This is a genomic window from Komagataeibacter sp. SM21, from assembly GCF_041402665.1.
In the GTDB taxonomy this organism is placed as follows: domain Bacteria; phylum Pseudomonadota; class Alphaproteobacteria; order Acetobacterales; family Acetobacteraceae; genus Komagataeibacter; species Komagataeibacter saccharivorans.
In genome coordinates, this window is sequence record NZ_JBGLOV010000006.1 from 67,382 (window position 1) to 86,579 (window position 19,198).

The 19,198-nt window shown below is 63.2% G+C and carries 23 protein-coding genes; 10 read left to right on the top strand and 13 right to left on the bottom strand.

The window, feature by feature from the left end; genetic code table 11:
* Nucleotides 1-304 precede the first annotated feature (304 nt).
* Nucleotides 305-916, top strand: coding sequence for a hypothetical protein (locus ACBR42_RS08070; RefSeq protein WP_243705160.1), 612 nt, complete (start codon nt 305-307; stop codon nt 914-916).
* A gap of 130 nt (nt 917-1,046) precedes the next feature.
* Complete coding sequence (locus ACBR42_RS08075) at nt 1,047-1,577, top strand: hypothetical protein (protein WP_371207693.1); 531 nt, start codon at nt 1,047-1,049, stop codon at nt 1,575-1,577.
* Here the strand turns inward: ACBR42_RS08075 and ACBR42_RS08080 are convergent.
* Entirely contained in the window at nt 1,571-1,807 is a 237-nt protein-coding gene (locus tag ACBR42_RS08080; protein WP_371207694.1) for a hypothetical protein, read from the bottom strand. The genes ACBR42_RS08075 and ACBR42_RS08080 overlap by 7 nt on opposite strands.
* Between ACBR42_RS08080 and ACBR42_RS08085 the strand changes: the two genes are divergently transcribed.
* Nucleotides 1,806-3,206: a gluconate:H+ symporter gene (locus tag ACBR42_RS08085; protein WP_371207695.1), complete on the top strand. Its 1,401-nt coding sequence runs from the start codon at nt 1,806-1,808 to the stop codon at nt 3,204-3,206. The genes ACBR42_RS08080 and ACBR42_RS08085 overlap by 2 nt on opposite strands.
* Nucleotides 3,207-3,286: 80 nt before the next feature.
* Here ACBR42_RS08085 and ACBR42_RS08090 read toward each other — a convergent pair whose 3' ends face one another.
* Entirely contained in the window at nt 3,287-5,830 is a 2,544-nt protein-coding gene (locus tag ACBR42_RS08090) for an excinuclease ABC subunit A (protein ID WP_371207696.1), read from the bottom strand.
* Nucleotides 5,831-6,054: 224 nt separating this feature from the next.
* On the opposite strand from ACBR42_RS08090, the gene ACBR42_RS08095 reads away from it, so the two are divergent.
* From ACBR42_RS08095 to ACBR42_RS08105, 3 genes are all read left to right on the top strand, one after another.
* Nucleotides 6,055-6,528 (top strand): hypothetical protein, encoded by a 474-nt coding sequence (locus ACBR42_RS08095; RefSeq protein WP_243705159.1) that lies wholly within the window; start codon nt 6,055-6,057, stop codon nt 6,526-6,528.
* A gap of 142 nt (nt 6,529-6,670) precedes the next feature.
* Nucleotides 6,671-6,904, top strand: a complete 234-nt coding sequence (locus tag ACBR42_RS08100; RefSeq protein WP_243705158.1) for a DUF2171 domain-containing protein — start codon at nt 6,671-6,673, stop codon at nt 6,902-6,904.
* A gap of 63 nt (nt 6,905-6,967) precedes the next feature.
* Nucleotides 6,968-7,651: a M15 family metallopeptidase gene (locus tag ACBR42_RS08105; RefSeq protein WP_371207697.1), complete on the top strand. Its 684-nt coding sequence runs from the start codon at nt 6,968-6,970 to the stop codon at nt 7,649-7,651.
* 14 nt (nt 7,652-7,665) lie between these two features.
* On the opposite strand, the gene ACBR42_RS08110 is transcribed toward ACBR42_RS08105, so the two are convergent.
* Both ACBR42_RS08110 and ACBR42_RS08115 read right to left on the bottom strand, forming a co-directional pair.
* Nucleotides 7,666-7,998: a hypothetical protein gene (locus ACBR42_RS08110; protein ID WP_254057988.1), complete on the bottom strand. Its 333-nt coding sequence runs from the start codon at nt 7,996-7,998 to the stop codon at nt 7,666-7,668.
* 91 nt (nt 7,999-8,089) lie between these two features.
* The gene (locus ACBR42_RS08115) at nt 8,090-8,407 is read right to left on the bottom strand and encodes a helix-turn-helix transcriptional regulator (protein WP_110547279.1); all 318 of its coding nucleotides are present in this window, start codon (nt 8,405-8,407) and stop codon (nt 8,090-8,092) included.
* 116 nt (nt 8,408-8,523) lie between these two features.
* Here ACBR42_RS08115 and ACBR42_RS08120 point away from each other — a divergent pair, with 116 nt between their 5' ends.
* Both ACBR42_RS08120 and ACBR42_RS08125 read left to right on the top strand, forming a co-directional pair.
* Complete coding sequence (locus ACBR42_RS08120) at nt 8,524-8,775, top strand: hypothetical protein (protein ID WP_110547280.1); 252 nt, start codon at nt 8,524-8,526, stop codon at nt 8,773-8,775.
* A gap of 582 nt (nt 8,776-9,357) precedes the next feature.
* A complete protein-coding gene (locus tag ACBR42_RS08125; RefSeq protein ID WP_371207698.1) occupies nt 9,358-9,882 on the top strand; it encodes a nucleoside deaminase in 525 nt (174 codons plus the stop codon).
* A 21-nt stretch (nt 9,883-9,903) separates the two neighbouring features.
* Here the strand turns inward: ACBR42_RS08125 and ACBR42_RS08130 are convergent, their stop codons facing one another.
* Nucleotides 9,904-10,434 (bottom strand): hypothetical protein, encoded by a 531-nt coding sequence (locus ACBR42_RS08130; protein ID WP_243705156.1) that lies wholly within the window; start codon nt 10,432-10,434, stop codon nt 9,904-9,906.
* A gap of 179 nt (nt 10,435-10,613) precedes the next feature.
* Between ACBR42_RS08130 and ACBR42_RS08135 the strand changes: the two genes are divergently transcribed.
* Nucleotides 10,614-10,829 (top strand): hypothetical protein, encoded by a 216-nt coding sequence (locus ACBR42_RS08135; protein ID WP_102325380.1) that lies wholly within the window; start codon nt 10,614-10,616, stop codon nt 10,827-10,829.
* A 172-nt stretch (nt 10,830-11,001) separates the two neighbouring features.
* Here ACBR42_RS08135 and ACBR42_RS08140 read toward each other — a convergent pair whose 3' ends face one another.
* The 5 genes from ACBR42_RS08140 to ACBR42_RS08160 form a co-directional block, all read right to left on the bottom strand.
* On the bottom strand, nt 11,002-11,952 hold the full coding sequence (locus ACBR42_RS08140; RefSeq protein ID WP_110547282.1) for an HlyD family secretion protein: 951 nt from the start codon (nt 11,950-11,952) through the stop codon (nt 11,002-11,004).
* 12 nt (nt 11,953-11,964) lie between these two features.
* Nucleotides 11,965-12,159, bottom strand: a complete 195-nt coding sequence (locus ACBR42_RS08145; RefSeq protein ID WP_102325382.1) for a DUF1656 domain-containing protein — start codon at nt 12,157-12,159, stop codon at nt 11,965-11,967.
* Complete coding sequence (locus ACBR42_RS08150; protein ID WP_371207699.1) at nt 12,159-14,132, bottom strand: FUSC family protein; 1,974 nt, start codon at nt 14,130-14,132, stop codon at nt 12,159-12,161. Before ACBR42_RS08150 ends, ACBR42_RS08145 begins: the two co-directional genes overlap by 1 nt.
* A gap of 189 nt (nt 14,133-14,321) precedes the next feature.
* Complete coding sequence (cysG, locus tag ACBR42_RS08155; protein WP_371207700.1) at nt 14,322-15,719, bottom strand: siroheme synthase CysG; 1,398 nt, start codon at nt 15,717-15,719, stop codon at nt 14,322-14,324.
* Between the two features lie 91 nt (nt 15,720-15,810).
* Nucleotides 15,811-15,960 carry a hypothetical protein gene (locus tag ACBR42_RS08160; protein ID WP_162900424.1) on the bottom strand — a complete coding sequence of 50 codons (150 nt, stop codon included), beginning with the start codon at nt 15,958-15,960 and terminating at the stop codon, nt 15,811-15,813.
* 156 nt (nt 15,961-16,116) lie between these two features.
* Here ACBR42_RS08160 and panC point away from each other — a divergent pair, with 156 nt between their 5' ends.
* Entirely contained in the window at nt 16,117-16,971 is an 855-nt protein-coding gene (gene panC, locus ACBR42_RS08165) for a pantoate--beta-alanine ligase (protein ID WP_371207732.1), read from the top strand.
* Between the two features lie 63 nt (nt 16,972-17,034).
* On the opposite strand, the gene ACBR42_RS08170 is transcribed toward panC, so the two are convergent.
* The 3 genes from ACBR42_RS08170 to ACBR42_RS08180 are packed head-to-tail and all read right to left on the bottom strand — an operon-like array spanning nt 17,035 to nt 19,006.
* On the bottom strand, nt 17,035-17,229 hold the full coding sequence (locus ACBR42_RS08170; RefSeq protein WP_102325386.1) for a Trm112 family protein: 195 nt from the start codon (nt 17,227-17,229) through the stop codon (nt 17,035-17,037).
* A 44-nt stretch (nt 17,230-17,273) separates the two neighbouring features.
* The gene (locus tag ACBR42_RS08175) at nt 17,274-18,047 is read right to left on the bottom strand and encodes an LON peptidase substrate-binding domain-containing protein (protein WP_102325387.1); all 774 of its coding nucleotides are present in this window, start codon (nt 18,045-18,047) and stop codon (nt 17,274-17,276) included.
* The gene (locus ACBR42_RS08180) at nt 18,044-19,006 is read right to left on the bottom strand and encodes a tetratricopeptide repeat protein (RefSeq protein ID WP_102325388.1); all 963 of its coding nucleotides are present in this window, start codon (nt 19,004-19,006) and stop codon (nt 18,044-18,046) included. The genes ACBR42_RS08175 and ACBR42_RS08180 overlap by 4 nt, the downstream gene beginning before the upstream one ends.
* Nucleotides 19,007-19,198: the final 192 nt, after the last annotated feature.

Below are 19,198 nucleotides of genomic sequence, written 5' to 3' on the forward strand. Positions count from 1 at the left end.
CTGGCCAATGCCGCCTGCCGCTGTGCAGGGCTGCGGGCAGGAAAATGAAAATCTTCTTTACTATTATTGTCGGCGACGACGTGGCAGGGATCGCGTTCTGGAGCAGACATACTTTGTCGTAGATCAGCCATGATGCCGCGCCGGGATGTATCATCTTCCTATTGGGGAAAACCGGTCATGCGCTCATGAGCTTCTGCCTTGTGCATAATTATGACAATATGTGTCAATATCACGTTCCAGCGATAGACAGACTTACCCTCCACTCCGATTCGTCGGTCTTTGTTGCAATGGGGATTGTTGCAAAGTGAACAGGAAACAGAATTTTCTACTGGCCTGCATGGTGATTGCCAGCGTGCCCGCGATGGCACGGGCGCAGTCCTATGACGCAAGCCCGCAGGCGGTGCCCGTGGCCATGCAGCCCGAAGATGAGAACCGTGGCCCCAGCCCGTCGCAGATGCTGGTGGATGAGCGTGCGGGCGGCTGGGTCGCCATCCATCACACGCCCGATGCGGGCGTGCATACGGATCTGTGCATCGCCGGATCGGAGAGCGAGATCCTGATGTTCCGCGCCGATGCCGACTCGCTTCAGGTACGCAGCGCCGATGACCACTGGACATTGGGCACGGGCCAGAAAGGCGACATGACCGTAACGGTCGGCGCCTACAGCACGGTGTTCCACATGCAGGCCAATGACGCCACGACCCTTGTGGCGGATATTACGCCAGCGAACCTGACCACCCTGCTCAATGCAATGGCGCATACGCACATGGCGGTGGTGAAGTTTGGCGATCACACCACCCTCAGCGTCAATCTTGCGGGTAGCGTGCCGGTGCTTGACCGCTTCCGCGGGTGCGCGGAAACCCAGCATTTCGCTGATCTGGGGCAGGGTGCCGGACAGAAGGCATCGCCTTTCTAGCAGGCCGCCCGGCTGTCGCGCGCATGGCAGCCCGCACGTTGCCTTGTGGTGACATGGGCGGCGTGTATGGCAGAAACTTCCCTCCGGATCGTCAGCGCGGGCTGATGCTGAAAGAGAAGGAAGACAGGACGTGAGGCGAGGTTTGCATGTGGGCGCGCTGGCCGGGCTGGCCATCATGGCTGCGGGAATGACCCCGGCCGCCACCATGGCCCGGGAAGCGAAGACACGGCACGAAGCGGCCCCCCCGGCTGCGGCAACGATGGATGTAGCGGCGTTCCAGACCCAGGCGGGCCAGTATGTGGGCAGGCTGGTGCATGTATCCGGGTGCTACATCACCTCCGCCAATTCGGGTGGGGCGGACTGCGCCGCGTTCCGTATCGCCGACCTGCCCGGTCAGGTGGACTGGAATGGGTCCGTGCCGCTTGATGGCCCCACGATGGAGGAATCATCCTTCCGCAGGGCGCAGCAGATTTGTGGCGATACCGGCCAGCATGAACAGTGCCGGGCCGAGGTCAGCGGCGTGGTGTATGACCCGTTTGGCGATATGGGCGTGCAGGGGCAGCGTAATTTCGAACTGCGTAACGTCCGCATCCAGTGGCTGGCGGAACCCACGGCCCACCCGGTGGAAAAAACGCATGGCGGACATCACGCCGCTCACTGAAACATTGTCCGTGCATGAAGGGGTGATACAGCCCCTTCGGGTGACGTGCGGGCGGGCGGCTGGTTTCCCCCATCCATGAAATCCGGACGGATCAGCCCCTGAAAACAGTCGTCGCGTGACGGACGGCACTGTTTTTCCGGCATGGCAGCGTTGCGGGCTGTTGCGGGATGCCCGATAAGGTCGGAAGGGTCAGGCGGTGCTGGCCGTTCTTCTGCACGGGATTCGCCCATGACGTCGCTCGCGCTGATACTGACCGGTACCGGCTCCATTGCCGTATTGCTGCTGCTTATCCTTCGGCTGCGGCTGCATCCTTTCGTGGCCCTGCTGGTCGTGGCGATTGGCGTGGCGCTGCTGACCGGCATGCCCGTGGCAAAACTGACCGATGCGATTCAGGGCAGCATGGGCCGGACCATGGGCCATATCGCCATTATCGTGGCGCTTGGGGCCATGATCGGCCGTATGATCGACCTGTCTGGCGGCGCTGCCGTGGTGGCCGACGGGCTGGTCCGCCGCGTGGGGGCGGCCCATGTGCCGCTGGCGCTGGTCATCGCCGCCTTCGGGGTGGGTATTCCCGTATTTTTTGAAGTCGGCGTCATCATGCTGATGCCGCTGGTCTACGGCATGGCGCGGCAGACAGGCCGCGCGCCCGCCATATTCGGTATTCCGATGGCGGTGACCATGCTGACCGTGCATGCGCTGCTGCCGCCCCATCCCGGTGCCGTGGCGGTGGCGGGTGCGCTGGGGGTCGGGGCGGGCCGCATGCTGCTGCTGGGGTTGCCGCTGGCGGCTGTGGTGACGCTGCTGACCTATGTGGTCACGCGCCCGATCATGGCGCAGCCCTTTGGTTGCACGCCCGATATCCGCGCCGTGGTGGATGAGGCACGGACCGCAGCCCACAACCATGATGCGGCGGATGCACCGGCCCGGTCCTTCATGCAGGCATGCCAGCGTAACCCGGTCAGCGGAATGGAGATCGTGTCCGTCATTGCCGTGCCGGTGGTACTGATGGTGGCGGGCACACTGGCGGGGGATCTCATGTCGCCCGGTCGCCTGCGCAGTGTGCTGGTGTTCGCGGGCATTCCCTTTGTCGCCCTTGGGCTCGATGTGCTGCTATGTGCGTGGCTGCTGGGTCTGCGCCGTGGCATGGCGCTTGCCACCGTGTCCGATGTGGTGGCGGCCGCATTGCCGGGTACGGCCATCATCATCCTGATTACCGGCGCGGGGGGCGCGTTCGCGCAGGTGCTGGTTGGCAGTGGCGTGGGCGATGCGCTGGGTGGGTTGCTGGCGGCCACGGGGCTGCCGCTTCTGGTGCTGGCCTTTGTCCTGACCATGATCCTGCGCGTGGCGCAGGGGCCGACCACCGTGGCGCTGATGACCACGGCGGGCATCCTTGGCCCCATGATCGGACGGATGAATCTGGACCAGACGCATCTTGCCCTCGTGGCGCTGGCCATGGGGGCGGGGGGCATGGCCCTCTCCCATGTCAATGATGCCGGGTTCTGGATTGTGACCCGTCTGTGCGGTGTCAGCGTGCGTGAGGGACTGCAAAGCTGGAGCCTCATGACGCTGGTTGCCGCCCTTCTGGCTTTCGCGGGCGTCGCCACGCTGTGGGGCGTGCTGCCTGCCTGATCGGCATGGCGCCGCCCCCCGGGCTTGAGCATTCGTGCAAAGACTGAAGGCGTTAGAAAACGCTGTCTCCCGATACGCCCTCAGCCCGTCAGCGGTAGCAGGAAGGGGGCAGTCCGGCTGACCGGGTCATGCGCGACGGCCTGCGGCGTGCCAGCGGCGACAATCCGCCCCCCCGCATCGCCCGCGCCCGGTCCCATGTCGATTATCCAGTCTCCCCGTGCCGCGACGCGCATGTCATGTTCGGCCACCACCACGCTATGCCCTGCATCGACCAGAGATTGCAGGTGAACCTGCAGCCGGTCCACATCGGCGGGGTGCAGGCCGGTGGTCGGTTCATCAAGGATATACAGGGTATGTCCCCGGCGCTGTTTCTGCAGTTCGGTGGCAAGCTTGATGCGCTGGGCCTCACCGCCAGACAGTTCGGTCGCGGGCTGCCCCAGTTTGAGATAACCAAGCCCGCCCTGCTGCAATGTTCCAAGTGCCGCCGACAGGGCAGGGGTCTGCGCGAAGAATGTGGCGGCTTCATCCACAGTCATGTCCAGCACATCGGCAATGGATCTGCCCCGTATCGTGACTTCCAGCACTTCCGGCTGGTAGCGCGTGCCGTGGCAGGTGGGACAGGGTGAATAGACACTGGGCAGGAACAGCAGTTCCACCATGACCGATCCGGCCCCTTCGCATGTGGGACAGCGCCCTTTCGGCAGGTTGAAGGAAAAGCGGCCAGCATCGTATCGACGCGACTTGGCCAGATCGGTGGCCGCGTACATCTGCCGGATCGTATCGAACAGGCCGGTATAGGTCGCAAGGTTGGAGCGTGGTGTGCGGCCAATCGGTTTCTGGTCGATCATGACCAGCCGTTTCAGTGGCCCTGTCCCCCCGACCACATGCCCCTGCGGCGTGCCGACGGGGCGGTCCGCGATATCGTCCCCATCCGTGTCCGCAGCCAGTTTCTGTCCCAGCGCGCTGGCGACAAGGATGGGAAGCGCCTGACTGACCAGACTGGACTTGCCCGAACCCGACAGGCCGGTCACGGTTACGAAACAGCCCAGCGGGATATCGATGCCCAGGTCATGCAGGTTGTTCCATGTCACCCCCGCCAGTTTCAGCCAGCGTGTGGGTGTGCGTGGCGTGCCCGCGATGGGGGTGTCACTGGCGAACAGATACGGGGCGGTGCGGGAGAGGGGGACATCACGCAGGCCCTCCGGCGGCCCGCTATACAGCACTTCACCGCCGCGCGTGCCCGCATCGGGGCCGACATCGACAATCCAGTCCGCCCGGCGGATCAGGTAGAGGTTGTGTTCAACGATAAACAGCGAATTTCCTGCCGCTTTCAGCCCTTCCAGCGCATCAAGCAGGTTATGGGCATCGGCGGGATGCAACCCGCTGGACGGCTCATCAAGCACATAGACCACCCCGAACAGGCTGGAGCGGATCTGGGTGCCCAGCCGCAGGCGCTGGTATTCCCCCGGCGAAAGCGTCGTGACGGAACGGTCGGCCTGCAGGTATCCCAGCCCCAGATGTTCCAGCACCGCGATGCGCCCGATCAGGTCTGCCGCCATGCGGTGTGCGGCGATGGCCGTGGCGTCCCCTGCCTGCGGGGTATCGTCCAGCGTTGCCGCACCTTCGGCCAGTGGGGCAAGCGTGCGCGCGATGGTGGACAGGGTCTGGCCGGTCATCTGCGCAATATTCATCCCCGCCAGCGTCACGCGCAGGGCGTCGGGATTAAGACGCTGGCCATGGCAGGTGGGGCATGGTGTCGCGGTCAGGAAGCTTTCGGCCCGCCTGCGCATGCTGGCGCTTTGTGACGTGGCGAAGGTATGCAGCACATAGCGCCGCGCGCCGGTGAAGGTGCCGTTATACGATGGCGGGATATCATGGCGGATGGCGCGCTGTATCTCCGCATGGTCCAGCCCCGGATAGACGGGATAGGTCGGGGTTTCGTCCGTATACAGGATCCAGTGGCGCGTTGCCTGTGGCAGGTCGCGCCACGGACAGTCCACATCCACCCCTTTTGTAATCAGGATATCGCGCAGGTTCTGGCCCTGCCACGCGGTGGGCCACGCGGCGACGGCGCGCTGACGGATGGAAAGACTGTCATCGGGCACCAGCAGCCCGGTGGTCGTGTCCATGATGCGGCCCTGTCCATGGCATTGGGGACAGGCACCGGCAGGGGTGTTGGTGGAAAAGGATTCCGCTTCCAGCCGATTCATGCCCGCCGGGTAACGGCCCGCGCGCGAATAGAGCATGCGCAGCAGGTTGGACAGCGTGGTGATGCTTCCTACGGACGAGCGTCCCGTCCCTGTCCCGCGCTGCTGTTGCAGGGCGATGGCGGGGGGCAGGCCCTCGATTGCGGTGACATCGGGCACCGGCATCTGCCGGAACAGCCGCCTTGCGTAGGGGGAGACGGAGTCCAGATACCGGCGCTGTGCCTCGGCATACAGCGTGCCGAACGCCAGTGATGACTTGCCCGACCCCGAAACCCCCGTGAACACCACCAGCCGGTCACGCGGCATGGCCACGTCCACATCCTTCAGGTTGTGTTCACGCGCGCCACGGACATGCACGAAATTGGCCTGATCCTGCGGGGCGGATGGAACCGGGACGGTTGTGGGGCGCTGCGGCATGAAAGCGGGCCTTTGTGCAATGGGTCGTCAGCGGTGCCTGCGTTACGGCACCATTATGAACGGTGTTAGATGAATTCGCGCTGCCCGAACAGGCCATTGGAATTATCGAACGTTATGCATTTGATTTAGCCATGGTCAACGTCCCCCTGCTTGACCGATGGAGACGGGCAGCGCATCAGAAAGATCGGGTTGTAACAATCTAAATGATGGGATCAGGCAGAAGCATGAACAGGTTCATCATACTGGGGGCATCCCTATGCCTGTATTCCGTGGGCCAGCCTGTGGTGCAGGCCCATGCGGCGGCGCAGGGCGGGGGGAACGCCACCATCATAGCGGAGGCCGAACGCCACGCGGCGGCCACGCTGCCGGACCCGCACACGGCCACGTTCCGTAATGTCGCGGTTCACGCCATGGATGGGGCATCCGTGGTGTGTGGCGAAATGGCACAGCACAATCCGCCGCCCGATGGCGTGTTCAGGAAATTCGGCTACGTGCAGGGGCAGGATGATCCGGTCGTGTTCAGTGGCCGCGACGTACCCACGAAAATCGCGTTCAATGATGTCAATTCCTGGCTGAATGACAGCATCAAGCTCGAGGATCTGGAAGAAATGGGTTGCGTGCCCAAGGGAACCTACAACCGCTACAATGCGCAGTTGAATCAGGTCATGTCGCAGCGCAAACAGTTTGGCGTGAACTGAGGCGGATACAACTTCCGTCCCTGCCGCGCGTTACGCTGGGGCGGCCATCCGGGCGCCCTGTTCCGCGCGATCAGGGCAGGCGCAGGCCGGAAAAACATGGGGCACGATATGGAACGGCCCCGTGCGTGACAGCGAAAGGGAAATGATGACAGATGTAACGCAGGCCATGGTGGGTCAGGACGTAATAGCGTCGGGTTCAGGCCGGATGGGTACCCTTACGGCTGTCAATTCCGATGCGACGATCCAGATCACGGTCGATGGACCGGCGGAAAGTACGTTTACCGTTCCCCAGTCATGGGTGCAGTCCACCGATAATGGCAAGATCCTGCTCGGCCACACGGTCGAAGATGTGCAGTCCTACACCCCGCCATCATAAACCCGGCGCGTCGGGCATCAGCCTGTCGTGGCACGGACGCGGGCTGAAAGGCCGCGCCCGGTCATGACGGGGGCAGGGGACGATACATTCCGGGCGCCGTTGCAACTGGCCCCCGACATATTGCTGGAACGCGCGGCGGCGGCGCGGATGCCCACCTTTCCGGTCGCGCGCAAACCTGCCGACATGGTGGAAATCACGCGGATTGATCCAGCGATCCGGCTGGATATCCGCTACGCCACGGCAGGGAATTTTCTGGGTTTTCCGGTCTATCCCGAAGCGCGGGCCTTCCTGCAGCGACCGGCGGCCATGGCGTTGTCACATGCCCGCAGCCTTGCCGCGCAACATGGATACGGCCTGCTGGTTTATGATGCCTACCGCCCGTGGCATGTAAGCTACCTGTTCCGTCAGGCCGTGCCCGAAACGCTGTATGATTTTGTGGGCGATCCCGCTACCGGGTCACGGCATAACCGTGGCTGCGCGGTTGATCTGAGCCTGTGGAACCTGTCCGATGGCAGGGCTGTTGCCATGCCATCCGGATTTGATGAAATGACGCCGCGCGCCCATACCAGCTACGCTGGCGGCTGCGCCGAAGCGCGGGCCGCGCGTGATCTGCTGGCGCGTATCATGTGCGCGTCCGGCTTTGTGCCGCTGGCGGAAGAATGGTGGCATTTCGATTACGCGGACTGGCAGGACTATCCGGTCATGAACCTGTCCTTTGCCGCGATCGGGCGTGGTGTCACGCCCTGAGCCCGGTGTTCGGTTCAGTCGTTGTGCAGGGTACGGTCAATCGAACGTCCCGCTTTTTCTGCCGGTCCCTTGGGCGGGTCGAACGTGTCCTGCACCTTGTCCCCGAAGTGGTCCACTTTTTCCCCGACCGTTTCGGGATGGCGCTTGCACGCGGTCAGGCCCTGACTGGCCAGCACAAGGGCAAGGGCCATCATGGCAACGGAACGCACGCTGCGCGTAACGGGGCGCGCGGTGTCGCGGCTATCCGTTCTGGCGGTTTCATTCTGATGATGCAGGGCCAGACGGATCTGGATGCGGTTGTCGTCGGTATCGATGCCTGAAGCGGTAGTCGGGGAGAGAAGAGGCATGTGTGTATCCATGTCCGGAGGGCTGACCTTGATGGGTTGGAAAGTCTGAAACTGGCGGTCCGGTTGCGGATGCACGGAAATGTGAAGCGGGTTAACCGAACATTGTCCGGCATTCGGGACACAGGCGCAGGAAGCGGCCATCGGCGACAAAGGCGCTGTCGCAGTTCAGGCAGTTGCGCCGGACCTGATCGGGTCTGTCCAGCGGGATGGCGTGGCGCAGGCGATGGCGGCGCAGATGGGCCTCCAGCGTTTTGACGTTCAGGCCCAGCCTGCGTGCGGTTTCGCGAGTGGAATAGCCCTGTGTGCGAAGATTTTCAACGGAAGGGGCGAGTGTGCGCCAGTTCACACGGGGTGGACGGGTGCGACGGGCAGGAGTCTCGGCTGCTGCAAGGGTGTGCGTATTTTTCATACTTAATTTGTGTCTAAAAACCACACATGCAGCAAGAAAATAATTGCGCGTCGCGGAATTTTTCCGTGCCTGCCTCTAATTTGTATATTTTTTTCATACAAATGAAGGAGGCAGTCATGCCCGATCCGTATCTGCCCGATGGTTGTAGTCCCGCTGCCATCGATGCCCGATTCGAGGCGGACGAACCCGCCTGGGTCGCCCGCTACGTAGCGCAGCTTGAACAGCGGCTTGCCCGTCTGGCCGCCATCCGCGCGGAACTGGCGGCCATCCGTTTCGATGGCGCCTACGACGGTGCGGATATTCTGGGATATCTGGATGACGAGATGGAAACGGTTACAATGGCCATGGCCCATCCACGACAGACTTAGATGCAGGGTGCTGCCCTGTATGAAAGAAGTCCACAGATCGACCGGCGTATGGTGGAGCAGCCTGTCGGAATAGGTTCGGATGCCCTGTTATCGCGCGGAAGCGGTTCCTCGCGCCGTAGCATGGCTCGTTTCAGAGAATTGTGTCAGCACTCTTTCTACGGATGAATATTGGCGTGCACAGGTAGCTTGTCCGACCGTGCTTCAACCTGCTCGTCTACTGAACGGAAAGCTCCGACGTTCAGAAACAAAAAATCTGGATTGCTCTACCACGTGGTCCCGCTCGTTCACTATGTAAACCATAAGGTTCCGGTTCCCTTCCGGGCCGGGGCAAGCACCAGTGGCACGACACATCAGGCACCATGCCATCCGTGCCTGTTCATGCCAGAAACGTAACTGTTGTGCCCGGTATGGAGCGGTATATCGGACGGTATGGTGGGATGGCGGCGGTAGGGAGGGCGATCATTCTTCGGTCGTGCAGCCCGCATTTGTAACCCCTTCGCGTGGGATCAGGGATTGCGCCAGGCTTTTAAAAAGCCATAGTGGGACGCCGCAACGGCAACAGATATTTTTTACGGATAAGCAATGACTGACACCGCGCGCCTGCCCGATCTCGATCATGAACATTTCCTGCGGCAGGCTTTTGCCGTGGCCGAACGGTCGCGGCAGGCAGGCGATCATCCCTTCGGCTGTATTCTGGTCGATGCGCAGGGCGAAGTGGTGCTGGAACAGGGTAATGGCTACACGGCGGAAGGCGGTGACATGACCGCGCACGCCGAACGGCTGCTGGCCACGCGGGCTTCCAGGAAATTTCCACCGGCGGCACTGGCGTCATGCACGATGTACACATCGGCCGAGCCATGTGCGATGTGTGCGGGTGCGGTGTACTGGACCGGCATCGGTCGGGTGGTGTTTGGACAGAGCGAGCATAACCTGAAGGAAATGACCGGCAATCATCCGGAAAACCCCACGCTGGACCTGCCGTGCCGTACCGTATTTGCAGCGGGGCAGCGCATGGTGGATGTCATTGGCCCCCTGCTGGAATCCGAGGCGGCGGAACTGCAGCGCAGTTTCTGGAGCGGGCGGGACGACGCCGGAAAGACTGACTGAAAACAGCTTTACCGGGAACGCTCAGAACCCGGTTACGGTCCGCTGTCCGGTGGCCATGGAATAGGAGCACGCGCGTTCCCCATCGGTCACCACCAGCCAGATGATGTTGCGCAGCCCGGTATAGAACTGTCCCGCATCGCGCAGCGATGTATAGCCATGATGGCGGAACCACGACGCGATGATGGTGGTCGGCTGGTTTCCGAAGGATTTATGGACGGTATCAAGCAGCCTGTCGCACTGGTCGCGGGTAAAGCTGTCGTGGTTTTCGTACCAGATGCCAACAAGGATGCTGTTGCGCCGGGGATCGAAATCGGCCACCGGCGCCATGTCGCTGTCATAGCTGTCGGGCAGGGTATCAATTTCGTGCTGCATGGCGCGTTCGGCACGGATCAGGCCCAGATCCATCATGGTCAGCTTGTCCGAAAACAATGTGCTGATGACCTGCGCCGCCGGGGTCTGGGCAGAAGCCGGAACACAATAACCGCCGACAAGAACAAGTAGAATAAACAGGTAGCGCAAGGAATCCCCCATGGCAGGATTGGTACGGGCCATTCCTGTCAGGAATGGACCCTGCCCGGTGCGTGTGGGCGGGTATGGATTTCATGTCATGACACGAATTCCGTAAAAATAACCCTTTAAGCCCGCTGACTGGTCTTGAAAGTCATGCATTTAAATCTTATCTGCCATGAGGAAGATGACTGACTTGGTGGAGAGAAGGAAACGTGCGGGACATGACACGGATGAAACTTGCCCTGCGTGGCTGGTTGCAGGTGCTGCGGGGTCAGATCGTGCGTGAGATGGGTTACGCCATTGCCAGTGACCGCCTGCAGCGTCGTGGCGTGCTGATTGAAAAACTGGGCCATGGGCTGCTTTACCGCGCCCACCGCATGGGCGCGCCTGCTGCCACCCCGCAGCCTGATCCCTACACGATCCCGCCGGGCATCTGACCCGGCAGCCCCGCCATGAAAATACCGGCGGGCCGATGCGGCGCGAATTCAGCCCTTTCTTTCACGAGTCGTTGTGAACACCCACGTTATCCCCGTTTGCTGATGGGTCTGTCCACAGGGTTGCCCGGATATTCGTCCCCTGAATCTGTGGATAACGGATGTGACGCACTGTCTAGCGGTGACCGACCAGATGCTGGATGTCATCGCCCACATGGCGCAGCGCATCGCGGATGGACATGTGGCGGCGGTTACCCGCTGCCGACACCACGGTAACGGTCGTGGTCATGCCCGCAGCCAGCACCAGATCGGGCGGCACTCGGTCGATATGCACGCGCACGGGAATACGCTGCGCCAGCCGCACCCAGGTATAGATCGGGTCTACCGCTGGCAGTCCCTGCGTGGACGTGGCGGCATTGTTGCTGGCGATGCCACGCGTAATGCTTTCCACATGACCGAACAGGGGTTCATGAAACCCCATGAGATCAAGCCGGACCGGGTCGCCGGTTTTGATGGCGTGGATTTTCGTTTCCTCGAAATACCCGTCCACCCAGTAGGAATCGGCATCGATCACCTGCACGTTCACCTGTCCTGCATTGGCGTAATCGCCCGCGCGCATGGTCAGGTTGGTGACGTAACCATTGATCGAGCTGCGTACTTCGGTGCGTTCAAGGTTGATGCGGGCCTGCCGCAGGTCCGCCAGTGCAGCGGCATACTGCGCTTCCGCCTGCTGGGCTACGGCCTCGAACTGCTGTTTTTCCTCACCCGATACGGCCACGCCGGAAATGCTCTGCCGGCGTTCATATTGCGATGTCTTGAATTCCAGATCCGCCCTGCGTTCGTTCACCGCAGCCGTGGCGATATCCACTTTCACCCGGAAATCGAACGGGTCGATGACATACAGGATGTCGCCCGTATGGACGAACTGGTTGTCATGCACGCGCACTTCATTGATCTGTCCCGAAACGCGCGGTGCGATATTGGCAACCTGCGCACGTACCTGCCCGTTACGGGTCCAGGGGGAGGCCGTGTAGTAATCCCACAGCACCACGGCCACGATGACTGCTACAAGCAGGATGACAAGGGTAATGGCCAGACGCACAAGGCGGTTTGCATAAGCGAACACGTCAGTATTCTTTCACAGGATCAGTGTATACAGGCCGACAAGGCAGATCAGCAGCCCGAATTGCGCCAGTGGCGGGTTCCATATGAACCGCCACAGGTTGAGCCATGACAGCAGGCCACGCAGCACCAGCAGCGTGCACAGCGCCAGCCCCAGATTCATGACGAAGGCCGAAACCAGCACGCCTTCCACATCGACAACCTGTCGCATCACAGCCCCTTCTTCATGTTGACGATGCCGTAATGGCGCAGGCGGGGCAGGGCGACCTGCCATGCACGCAGCGCGGCGTTCAGCCCGGCCAGCAGGTTTATGGCCGCAACCTGTGTCGGTAACGGCTGGTCCACCGCAGGGGCGGGAACGGCATCCAGCGCCCTGTGTATCTGCTCGTTCATGGCCATCGGGGCGTGTACCACCAGTTCGCGTTCCGCCATTTCGGCGGCGGGACGCAGTGCTGCAATGTCGCGTGCCTGCCTTGCATAGGCGCGGGCGCGTGCAAGGGCCATGTCGAGTTCCGCAAGGGCGGTAAAGCTTTCGATCTGGTTGCGGCTGCTGCCGGTGGCGGGCAGCAGCTCGGTCCAGAACTGCATCTGCGCCAGCCGGTCAAAACTGCGGGTCAGATGGGCGGGACCCTGTGCTTCGCCATGGCCCTTCATCTGGCGCTCCAGCGCACGCACGATGGTCGCGGCCATCCAGAACCGCTGCCTGCGCGGGGAAGGGGGAAACAGCAGGACAAGAATGATGAAGGCCAGCAGTGCCGCCAGCAGGTAGAAGATGTTGCGGTTGAGGAATTCGGTGGGGTTGTAGCTCTGGTGATTGTCCAGCCCCAGTATGGCGAAGAAGAAGACACCGTAATTGAACCCGATCGCAGCCGTTGCGGGCTGCATCAGCAGCAGGCACGCAATAAATGTCTGCGGCAGCAGGCTCAGCGCCAGGAACGGCATGTCCGCCCCGTGCAGCAGGACAATGAAGTTCAGCACGGCCGCGGCCAGCACGCTGCACGGGATGCCGATTACAGCCCCCATGCCAAAACGGGCCGTATCCACATTGGTCGCCGCCAGTGTCAGCGTCAGCGCGGTCTGGGCCAGCGCGACGGTCGCCCCCGGCAGGCCGGTTATCACGCATACACCCGCCGCGAACGAAAAGCCGATCAGCACCCGCAGCGCGCCGATCAGCGCCAGTCCGTAATTGGGCTGGGTGGCGATCGGGATGGTTCCGCAATGGGCATCCACCTTCTTTCTGCCCGCCAGCATGGCTTGGCCCACATGGGAATTGATGCGTGCGGCCAGCATGCGCGCCGCGCGTTCGATGGCGAAGGCTTCGTCCGCATTGGGCACATGACCGGGCAGATCCGCCCGGATGGTATTGAGGATATGGACGGTGAAAGCCACCTGATCGCCGCGCAGTTCCCGTTGCCGGGCGGTCCGGGCAATGGCGTCGTCAATCACGGGGTCGATGTTGGCGCGACCGGCCTGCCGCCCCAGTCCGCGCGCGCAGTCCAGTACGTTGAGCATCGACACCATGGCCAGACGCGCCCCGTTGGCGCGTGCGCCACCCCGTTCCAGTTCCGTGCGGGCATAGGACAGGCGCGTGGTCAGGGCGAGAATGCGTGACCCCAGCTTCACGTCCGCCTGTGCCCCCCGGTCATACAGATGCAGCAGGGCGGCGCGTGCCGTGGCACTGATGGGCTGGGTCAGCTTTTCAAGCCCGTCCGCAAGGCCACGCCATGCTTCGGGCGAGCCGGAGAGGATATTGACCACCGCCACCGCGAATACCCCGATGGAAATGGCTGAAGCCCGGGAGACGGCAACGTTGAAAACATTCTGGGGCGTGTCGATGCAGTTTACCGCCACAAGGGCGACGGTATAGCCCGACAGCAGCGCGCCATAGGAACGGAAGTCGCGTTCCAGCGAGCCGACAAACGCGCAGGCGGCAAGCCACAGCGCGACCCCGCCAAGGAATGGCCCACGCTGTTCATTCCACACCGCCACAAGCACGATGGACACACCCATGCCCACCACGGTACCCAGCAGCCGGTAAAACGCCTTGGACAGGGCCTGTCCCCGCAATGGCTGGGCCAGGATCATGACCGTAACGCCGACCAGAAGCGGGTTGTCGATCTGGACCCAGAAAGCGGTCGCCAGCCCGAGGACAAGCGAACACCATGTGCGCAGGCTGAAACCCATCCAGCCGGGGGGAAGGCGATCTATCCATGGTAAGAACGCGCGGGCGACAGCATGTGAGCTGCGTGCGTTTCCTGCCGGTAAGTCTGGCATGGCCTCCCTGACCGTTCAGTGGCTCATTGCGCTCAATACAATGAAAGTTGCCGTAAATTCATAACAAATCGTGTACGGCAGCACCGTGGCGCCATGCGGTCAGGCGGGAGAAATGACCCGGTGCCGGACGACTTCCCCCACGATTATCAGCGCCGGACTGCCCACGCCTGCGCTTGCGGCCTGCCGGGGCAGGCTGGCGAGGGTGCCGGTCAGCACACGCTGGTCAGCCCTTGTGCCGCGTTCGACAATGGCGGCGGGCCAGTCGGCGGGCAATCCATGTTCCTCAAGTCTGGCGCACAGCGCGGGCAGGGCGGATACACCCATGTAGATCACCACGGTCTGTCCCGGTCGGGCCATGCTGTCCCATGGCAGGTGCAGCGTCCCGTCGGCACGGGCATGGCCGGTCACGAACATGCACGCCTGCGCGCAGTCGCGGTGGGTCAGCGGGATACCGGCATAGGCCGCGCAGCCATTGGCGGCGGTAATGCCGGGCACGACCTGAAACGGGATGGCGGATTCCAGCAGGGCCTCGATTTCCTCGCCCCCCCGCCCGAACACGAACGGGTCGCCACCCTTCAGCCGCAGCACGCGCTGGCCCGCCTGCGCGCGGCGTACCAGCTCGGCGTTTATTTCTTCCTGCGGCATGGTGTGCCGGTTGCGGCGCTTGCCCACGAACACCAGTTCCGCATCCCGCCGTACCCGGTCCAGCAGGGCGGGGGAGAGTAACTGGTCATACAGCACGGAATCGGCGTTCTGCATCATGTGCAGCGCGCGCAGCGTCAGAAGGTCCGGGTCCCCCGGCCCCGCGCCAACCAGCCAGACCTCACCGCGCGTGGTGGTGCCGGCGATGATGTCATCCAGTATGGCGCGCGCGCGGGCTGTCTCGTTCTGCCGGGCGGCCTGCGCGCCCGCACCGTCGAGGAAGGTTTCCCATACCCGCCTGCGGCGTGAAATGTCGGGGCAGGCCTGCCCCACATACTCGCGCTGCTGCTGCATGAAGATGGCCAGTTCGCCCGTGCCTTCGGGTATGGAGCTTTCGACCTGCTCGCGCAGGCGGCGGGCCAGTACCGGGGCCGCGCCGCCGGTCGATATGGCGATGCGGACAAGGCCGCGATGGATCTGGGCCGGGGTGATGAAGGTGGAAGGCTGCGGGTCGTCCACCGCGCAGACGGGAATGTTCATCTCACGCGCGATGGCGGCCACGGCGCGGTTGGTTTCGCGGTCGTCGGTTGCGGCATAGACCAGCCGGCAGCCCGGCAGGGCAGCGCGCAGGGCGCCTTCATCGGCGGTGGTGGCGATATGGGTGATCGTGCCGTCTTCCTCCCACCGCCGCATTTCATCGTCCAGACGGGTGGCGATGACATCCACCTTCGCCCGGTGGGCCAGCAGAAGCCGGACCTTGTTCGCCGCGATCATGCCGCCGCCCACCACCAGCACCCGGACATCGTCCAGCCGCAGCGCGATGGGGAACCATGCGGGTTCGGAAGTATCGGTCATACAGTCAAGCAGCCGGCAGAACCGGCATCCCGTAGCTGAAGGTAAGGCAGGGCAGTCATGTAACGTGCGGCAGGCAAAGAAGAGGGCCGCGTTAGTGGGAGGCGGCGTTCTTCACCCCTTCGGCATAGCCCCAGCGTGCCCATGTCGAACGGTCCCTGACCGATCCCGGCGTATTGCTGGCGCATGCCGCCAGTGACAGCACAATGCCGCAGAGAGCAAGAACGGGAAGAAAACGGGCCAAAAAAACCTCCTGCATGACGCAAGGGTGGACATAGCAGAAAAGCCATCCCTTCACCACGCCCTTCACATGGGGGGGGACAATGGTGTTAAGCAGCACACGCCCGCCATGCACCCGCATGTTGCGGGATGTGGATAAGGAACCGGGTGAATGCAGCCGATGGAAACCCTCAGCACCGTGGCCACATTGCGCGCGCGGGTCAGGGCATGGAAACAGGCAGGGGAACGTGTGGCGGTGGTCCCGACAATGGGTGCGCTGCACGCGGGTCACCTGTCCCTTGTCCATGCCGCGCGGCAGCAGGCGGACCGCGTGATCGTGACGGTGTTTGTCAATCCGATCCAGTTCGACAATGCCGATGATCTCGCAACCTATCCCCGCACGCTTGAGGCGGATTCGCGCCTTCTGTCCGATGCGGGCGTGGACGTGCTGTACGCCCCGACGGCAGCGCAGATGTACCCGCCCGGCTTCGCCACGCGCATAACCGTATCCGGCGTGTCGGAGGGATTGTGCGGCGGCATGCGTCCCGGCCATTTCGATGGCGTGGCGACGGTTGTGTGCAAGCTGCTGATGCAGACGCTGGCCGATCGCGCCTTGTTTGGGGAGAAGGATTTCCAGCAGGTGCAGGTCATCCGCCGCATGGTGACCGACCTTGACCTGCCCGTCGAGATCATATCCTGCCCCACCCTGCGCGAAGCGGACGGGCTGGCCCTGTCATCGCGCAATCGCCGACTGGGCGCGTCCATGCGGCAGGCGGCGGTGGCCCTGCCGCGTGCGCTTGAAGCCTGCGCACGGGCAATCGCGGGCGGCGCGGAGGTCGTCCCCGCACTGGCGAAAGTCGCGCAGGACCTGACGGCGGCAGGATTTGAACGCGTGGAATATGTCGAACTGCGCGCCGAGGCCGACCTGCAGCCCCTGACTGCCCTTCCACCGGGCATGTCCGCGCGCCTGCTGGCGGCGGCATGGCTGGATGGCGTGCGTCTGATCGACGGTATGCCGGTGCCCCCGGCGGCGTAAAACCATGAAACTGACTGCCGGTTCCGTGTCCCTGACTGGAGACACGGGCGGCAGGGCTGTGGTTCAGGCGTCCAGTCGGCGGGCTTCGTCGGGCAGCATGATGGGAATGCCATCGCGGACCGGAAAGGCCAGTCCGGCGCGCTTGCTGATCAGTTCGCCAGCCTCGCGGTCATAGACCAGCGGCCCCTTGGTCACGGGGCAGACAAGGACGGACAGCAGCCGGGGATCAAGTGGCGGTGCGGGTGGCTTTTCAGTCATGGCGGCATATCCCGTGCAGGTTGCAGTATTACATGCGACATCAGTTACGAGGGGGATGCACCCTCATCGGGTTCGTGTCCAGCCCCGTCCAGCAGATTGCGCAGGATCTGCGCGCGCGCGGCCGGGGTGGGCGCTTCCAGCATCATCTGCCGGGGCGCCGTGCCGAAGGGGCAGATCATGGGCAGCGTGACCAGCAGGGCGGCATCATCCATCTGGCGCAGGGCTTCCCAATGCGTGCTCACGCCCTGTGCCTCACAGAAATCATGCAGCGCGTTCAGCAGCCCTTCCCGGTCAAAGGGAATGTCATCCCCGCTATCCGTCAGGTCCGATACGAAGGAGGATACGTCGATCCGTCCCACCCGGTAGCCCCGGCGCAGCGCCGTCTCGCGCAGCAGGCGGAAACGCGCGATGCCGGTCAGCGTAATGGCGTAGGTGCCATCCACCCGTTCGGTCATGGCGGTGATCCGCCCCACGCACCCGATTCCATACAGGGGCGGGGTATCGCTGTAGCCATCATCCATGCCGGGATCGGTGACGGTATCGTCACCGGGACCGGTATCCCCCATCCCTTCCAGCGGGCGGGGCTGGATCATGCCGATCAGGCGGTTGCTGGCCAGCGCGTCTTCAACCAGCGCGACATAGCGGGGTTCGAACACGTTCAGCGGCAGGCGGCCCTGCGGCAGCAGTAGCGCTTCATCAAGCGGGAACAGCCCCAGTTCCGCCGGGAAATCCGCCAGCGTGATGTCGCCAAGCTGCGGAATGTGACGGGGAATGTCATCATGGATGATGACACTTCCCCTGTTGTCATGCCGCGTCACGAAAACAGCAGCGAGGACATGCGCCGCCGCGCGGCGATGGTGTCGGGGTCCGTCTGGCCCCATGCCTCGAACAGGCGGATCAGTTGCAGGCGGGCCGCGTCGTCATTCCACGTCCGGTCCGCCTTCATGATGGTCAGCAGTTCATCGGCGGCCTGCGCGCGCTTGCCCGCCGCGTTCAGGGCGGCGGCCAGTTCAAAGCGGGCTGCGTAATCCCTGGGGTTGGCTGCCAGACGGGCGCGGATCTCCTCTGCTTCCTCGGCGGCCTTGCGGCCTTCGCGCTTGAGTTCCAGCGCAGCCCTGGCACCCGTGATCTCGGCATGGCTGGCGATGGACGCGGGCGCATCCTGAAGCGCCGTCTCTGCCCCTTCCTCATCGCCCATTTCAATCAGCGCGCGGGCAAGGCCGCCCCATGCGGCAGGGTTCTCGGGCTCGATTTCCAGAACCTGCGAAAACAGCCCGGCAGCGGCTTCCGCCCGGCCTTCTTCCATCGCGGCACGGGCCGCATCGATCAGGTCGGCGGCAGGCAGGGCGCCGCCGCCTGCCTTCAGCACGTTTTCGATGAAGCGGCGCACTTCGCTTTCCGGTTTGGCGCCCTGAAACAGGTCCAGTATCTGTCCCTGCCAGAAAGCCGCGACCAGCGGCACGGACTGCACCGGCAGCCCGATCTGCCCAAGCTGCTGCACCAGCGCCTGATTGGCGTCCACATCCACCTTCACCAGCCGCACGCGTCCGCCTGCGGCGCGCACCACCTTTTCCAGAACAGGCGTAAGCTGTTTGCACGGCTTGCACCATGTCGCCCAGAAATCGACCAGCACCGGCAGGTTACGACTGGCTTCCACCACATCGCGCATGAAGGTGTTCTGCGTGCCGTCCATGACCGGGTCCGGCGCGCCAGCGGGGCTGGCGGCTGCGGGACCGGAACTGGCAGGCCGGGGTGTCTGGCCGATAATGTAGTCCATCTGGTTCTGTATCCTGTCGGTGTGCGGCCACCATGGGGTGGGTGCTGTGGCCCGGATACCCATGGGGACTGATTCATATCGCTGCGTAATAGATTGGCATTCCGGGCCGTACCCGCAACCGCCTTCTGCCCCGATGAAAAAAACTTCGAAAAAAGCATTTTACCCCCTTGCGCACCCTGCGGCATTGGCTTA

What these genes read in the sequence shown, in the direction of transcription:
- ACBR42_RS08085 (WP_371207695.1), top strand. Translation starts at nt 1,806, where the DNA reads ATGACGTCGCTCGCGCTGATACTGACCGGTACCGGCTCCATTGCCGTA.
- ACBR42_RS08080 (WP_371207694.1), bottom strand. Translation starts at nt 1,807, where the DNA reads ATGGGCGAATCCCGTGCAGAAGAACGGCCAGCACCGCCTGACCCTTCC.
- ACBR42_RS08090 (WP_371207696.1), bottom strand. Translation starts at nt 5,830, where the DNA reads ATGCCGCAGCGCCCCACAACCGTCCCGGTTCCATCCGCCCCGCAGGAT.
- ACBR42_RS08095 (WP_243705159.1), top strand. Translation starts at nt 6,055, where the DNA reads ATGAACAGGTTCATCATACTGGGGGCATCCCTATGCCTGTATTCCGTG.
- ACBR42_RS08100 (WP_243705158.1), top strand. Translation starts at nt 6,671, where the DNA reads ATGATGACAGATGTAACGCAGGCCATGGTGGGTCAGGACGTAATAGCG.
- ACBR42_RS08105 (WP_371207697.1), top strand. Translation starts at nt 6,968, where the DNA reads ATGACGGGGGCAGGGGACGATACATTCCGGGCGCCGTTGCAACTGGCC.
- ACBR42_RS08110 (WP_254057988.1), bottom strand. Translation starts at nt 7,998, where the DNA reads ATGCCTCTTCTCTCCCCGACTACCGCTTCAGGCATCGATACCGACGAC.
- ACBR42_RS08115 (WP_110547279.1), bottom strand. Translation starts at nt 8,407, where the DNA reads ATGAAAAATACGCACACCCTTGCAGCAGCCGAGACTCCTGCCCGTCGC.
- ACBR42_RS08120 (WP_110547280.1), top strand. Translation starts at nt 8,524, where the DNA reads ATGCCCGATCCGTATCTGCCCGATGGTTGTAGTCCCGCTGCCATCGAT.
- ACBR42_RS08125 (WP_371207698.1), top strand. Translation starts at nt 9,358, where the DNA reads ATGACTGACACCGCGCGCCTGCCCGATCTCGATCATGAACATTTCCTG.
- ACBR42_RS08130 (WP_243705156.1), bottom strand. Translation starts at nt 10,434, where the DNA reads ATGGCCCGTACCAATCCTGCCATGGGGGATTCCTTGCGCTACCTGTTT.
- ACBR42_RS08135 (WP_102325380.1), top strand. Translation starts at nt 10,614, where the DNA reads ATGACACGGATGAAACTTGCCCTGCGTGGCTGGTTGCAGGTGCTGCGG.
- ACBR42_RS08145 (WP_102325382.1), bottom strand. Translation starts at nt 12,159, where the DNA reads ATGCGACAGGTTGTCGATGTGGAAGGCGTGCTGGTTTCGGCCTTCGTC.
- ACBR42_RS08150 (WP_371207699.1), bottom strand. Translation starts at nt 14,132, where the DNA reads ATGGGTTTCAGCCTGCGCACATGGTGTTCGCTTGTCCTCGGGCTGGCG.
- cysG (WP_371207700.1), bottom strand. Translation starts at nt 15,719, where the DNA reads ATGACCGATACTTCCGAACCCGCATGGTTCCCCATCGCGCTGCGGCTG.
- panC (WP_371207732.1), top strand. Translation starts at nt 16,117, where the DNA reads ATGGAAACCCTCAGCACCGTGGCCACATTGCGCGCGCGGGTCAGGGCA.
- ACBR42_RS08170 (WP_102325386.1), bottom strand. Translation starts at nt 17,229, where the DNA reads ATGACTGAAAAGCCACCCGCACCGCCACTTGATCCCCGGCTGCTGTCC.
- ACBR42_RS08180 (WP_102325388.1), bottom strand. Translation starts at nt 19,006, where the DNA reads ATGGACTACATTATCGGCCAGACACCCCGGCCTGCCAGTTCCGGTCCC.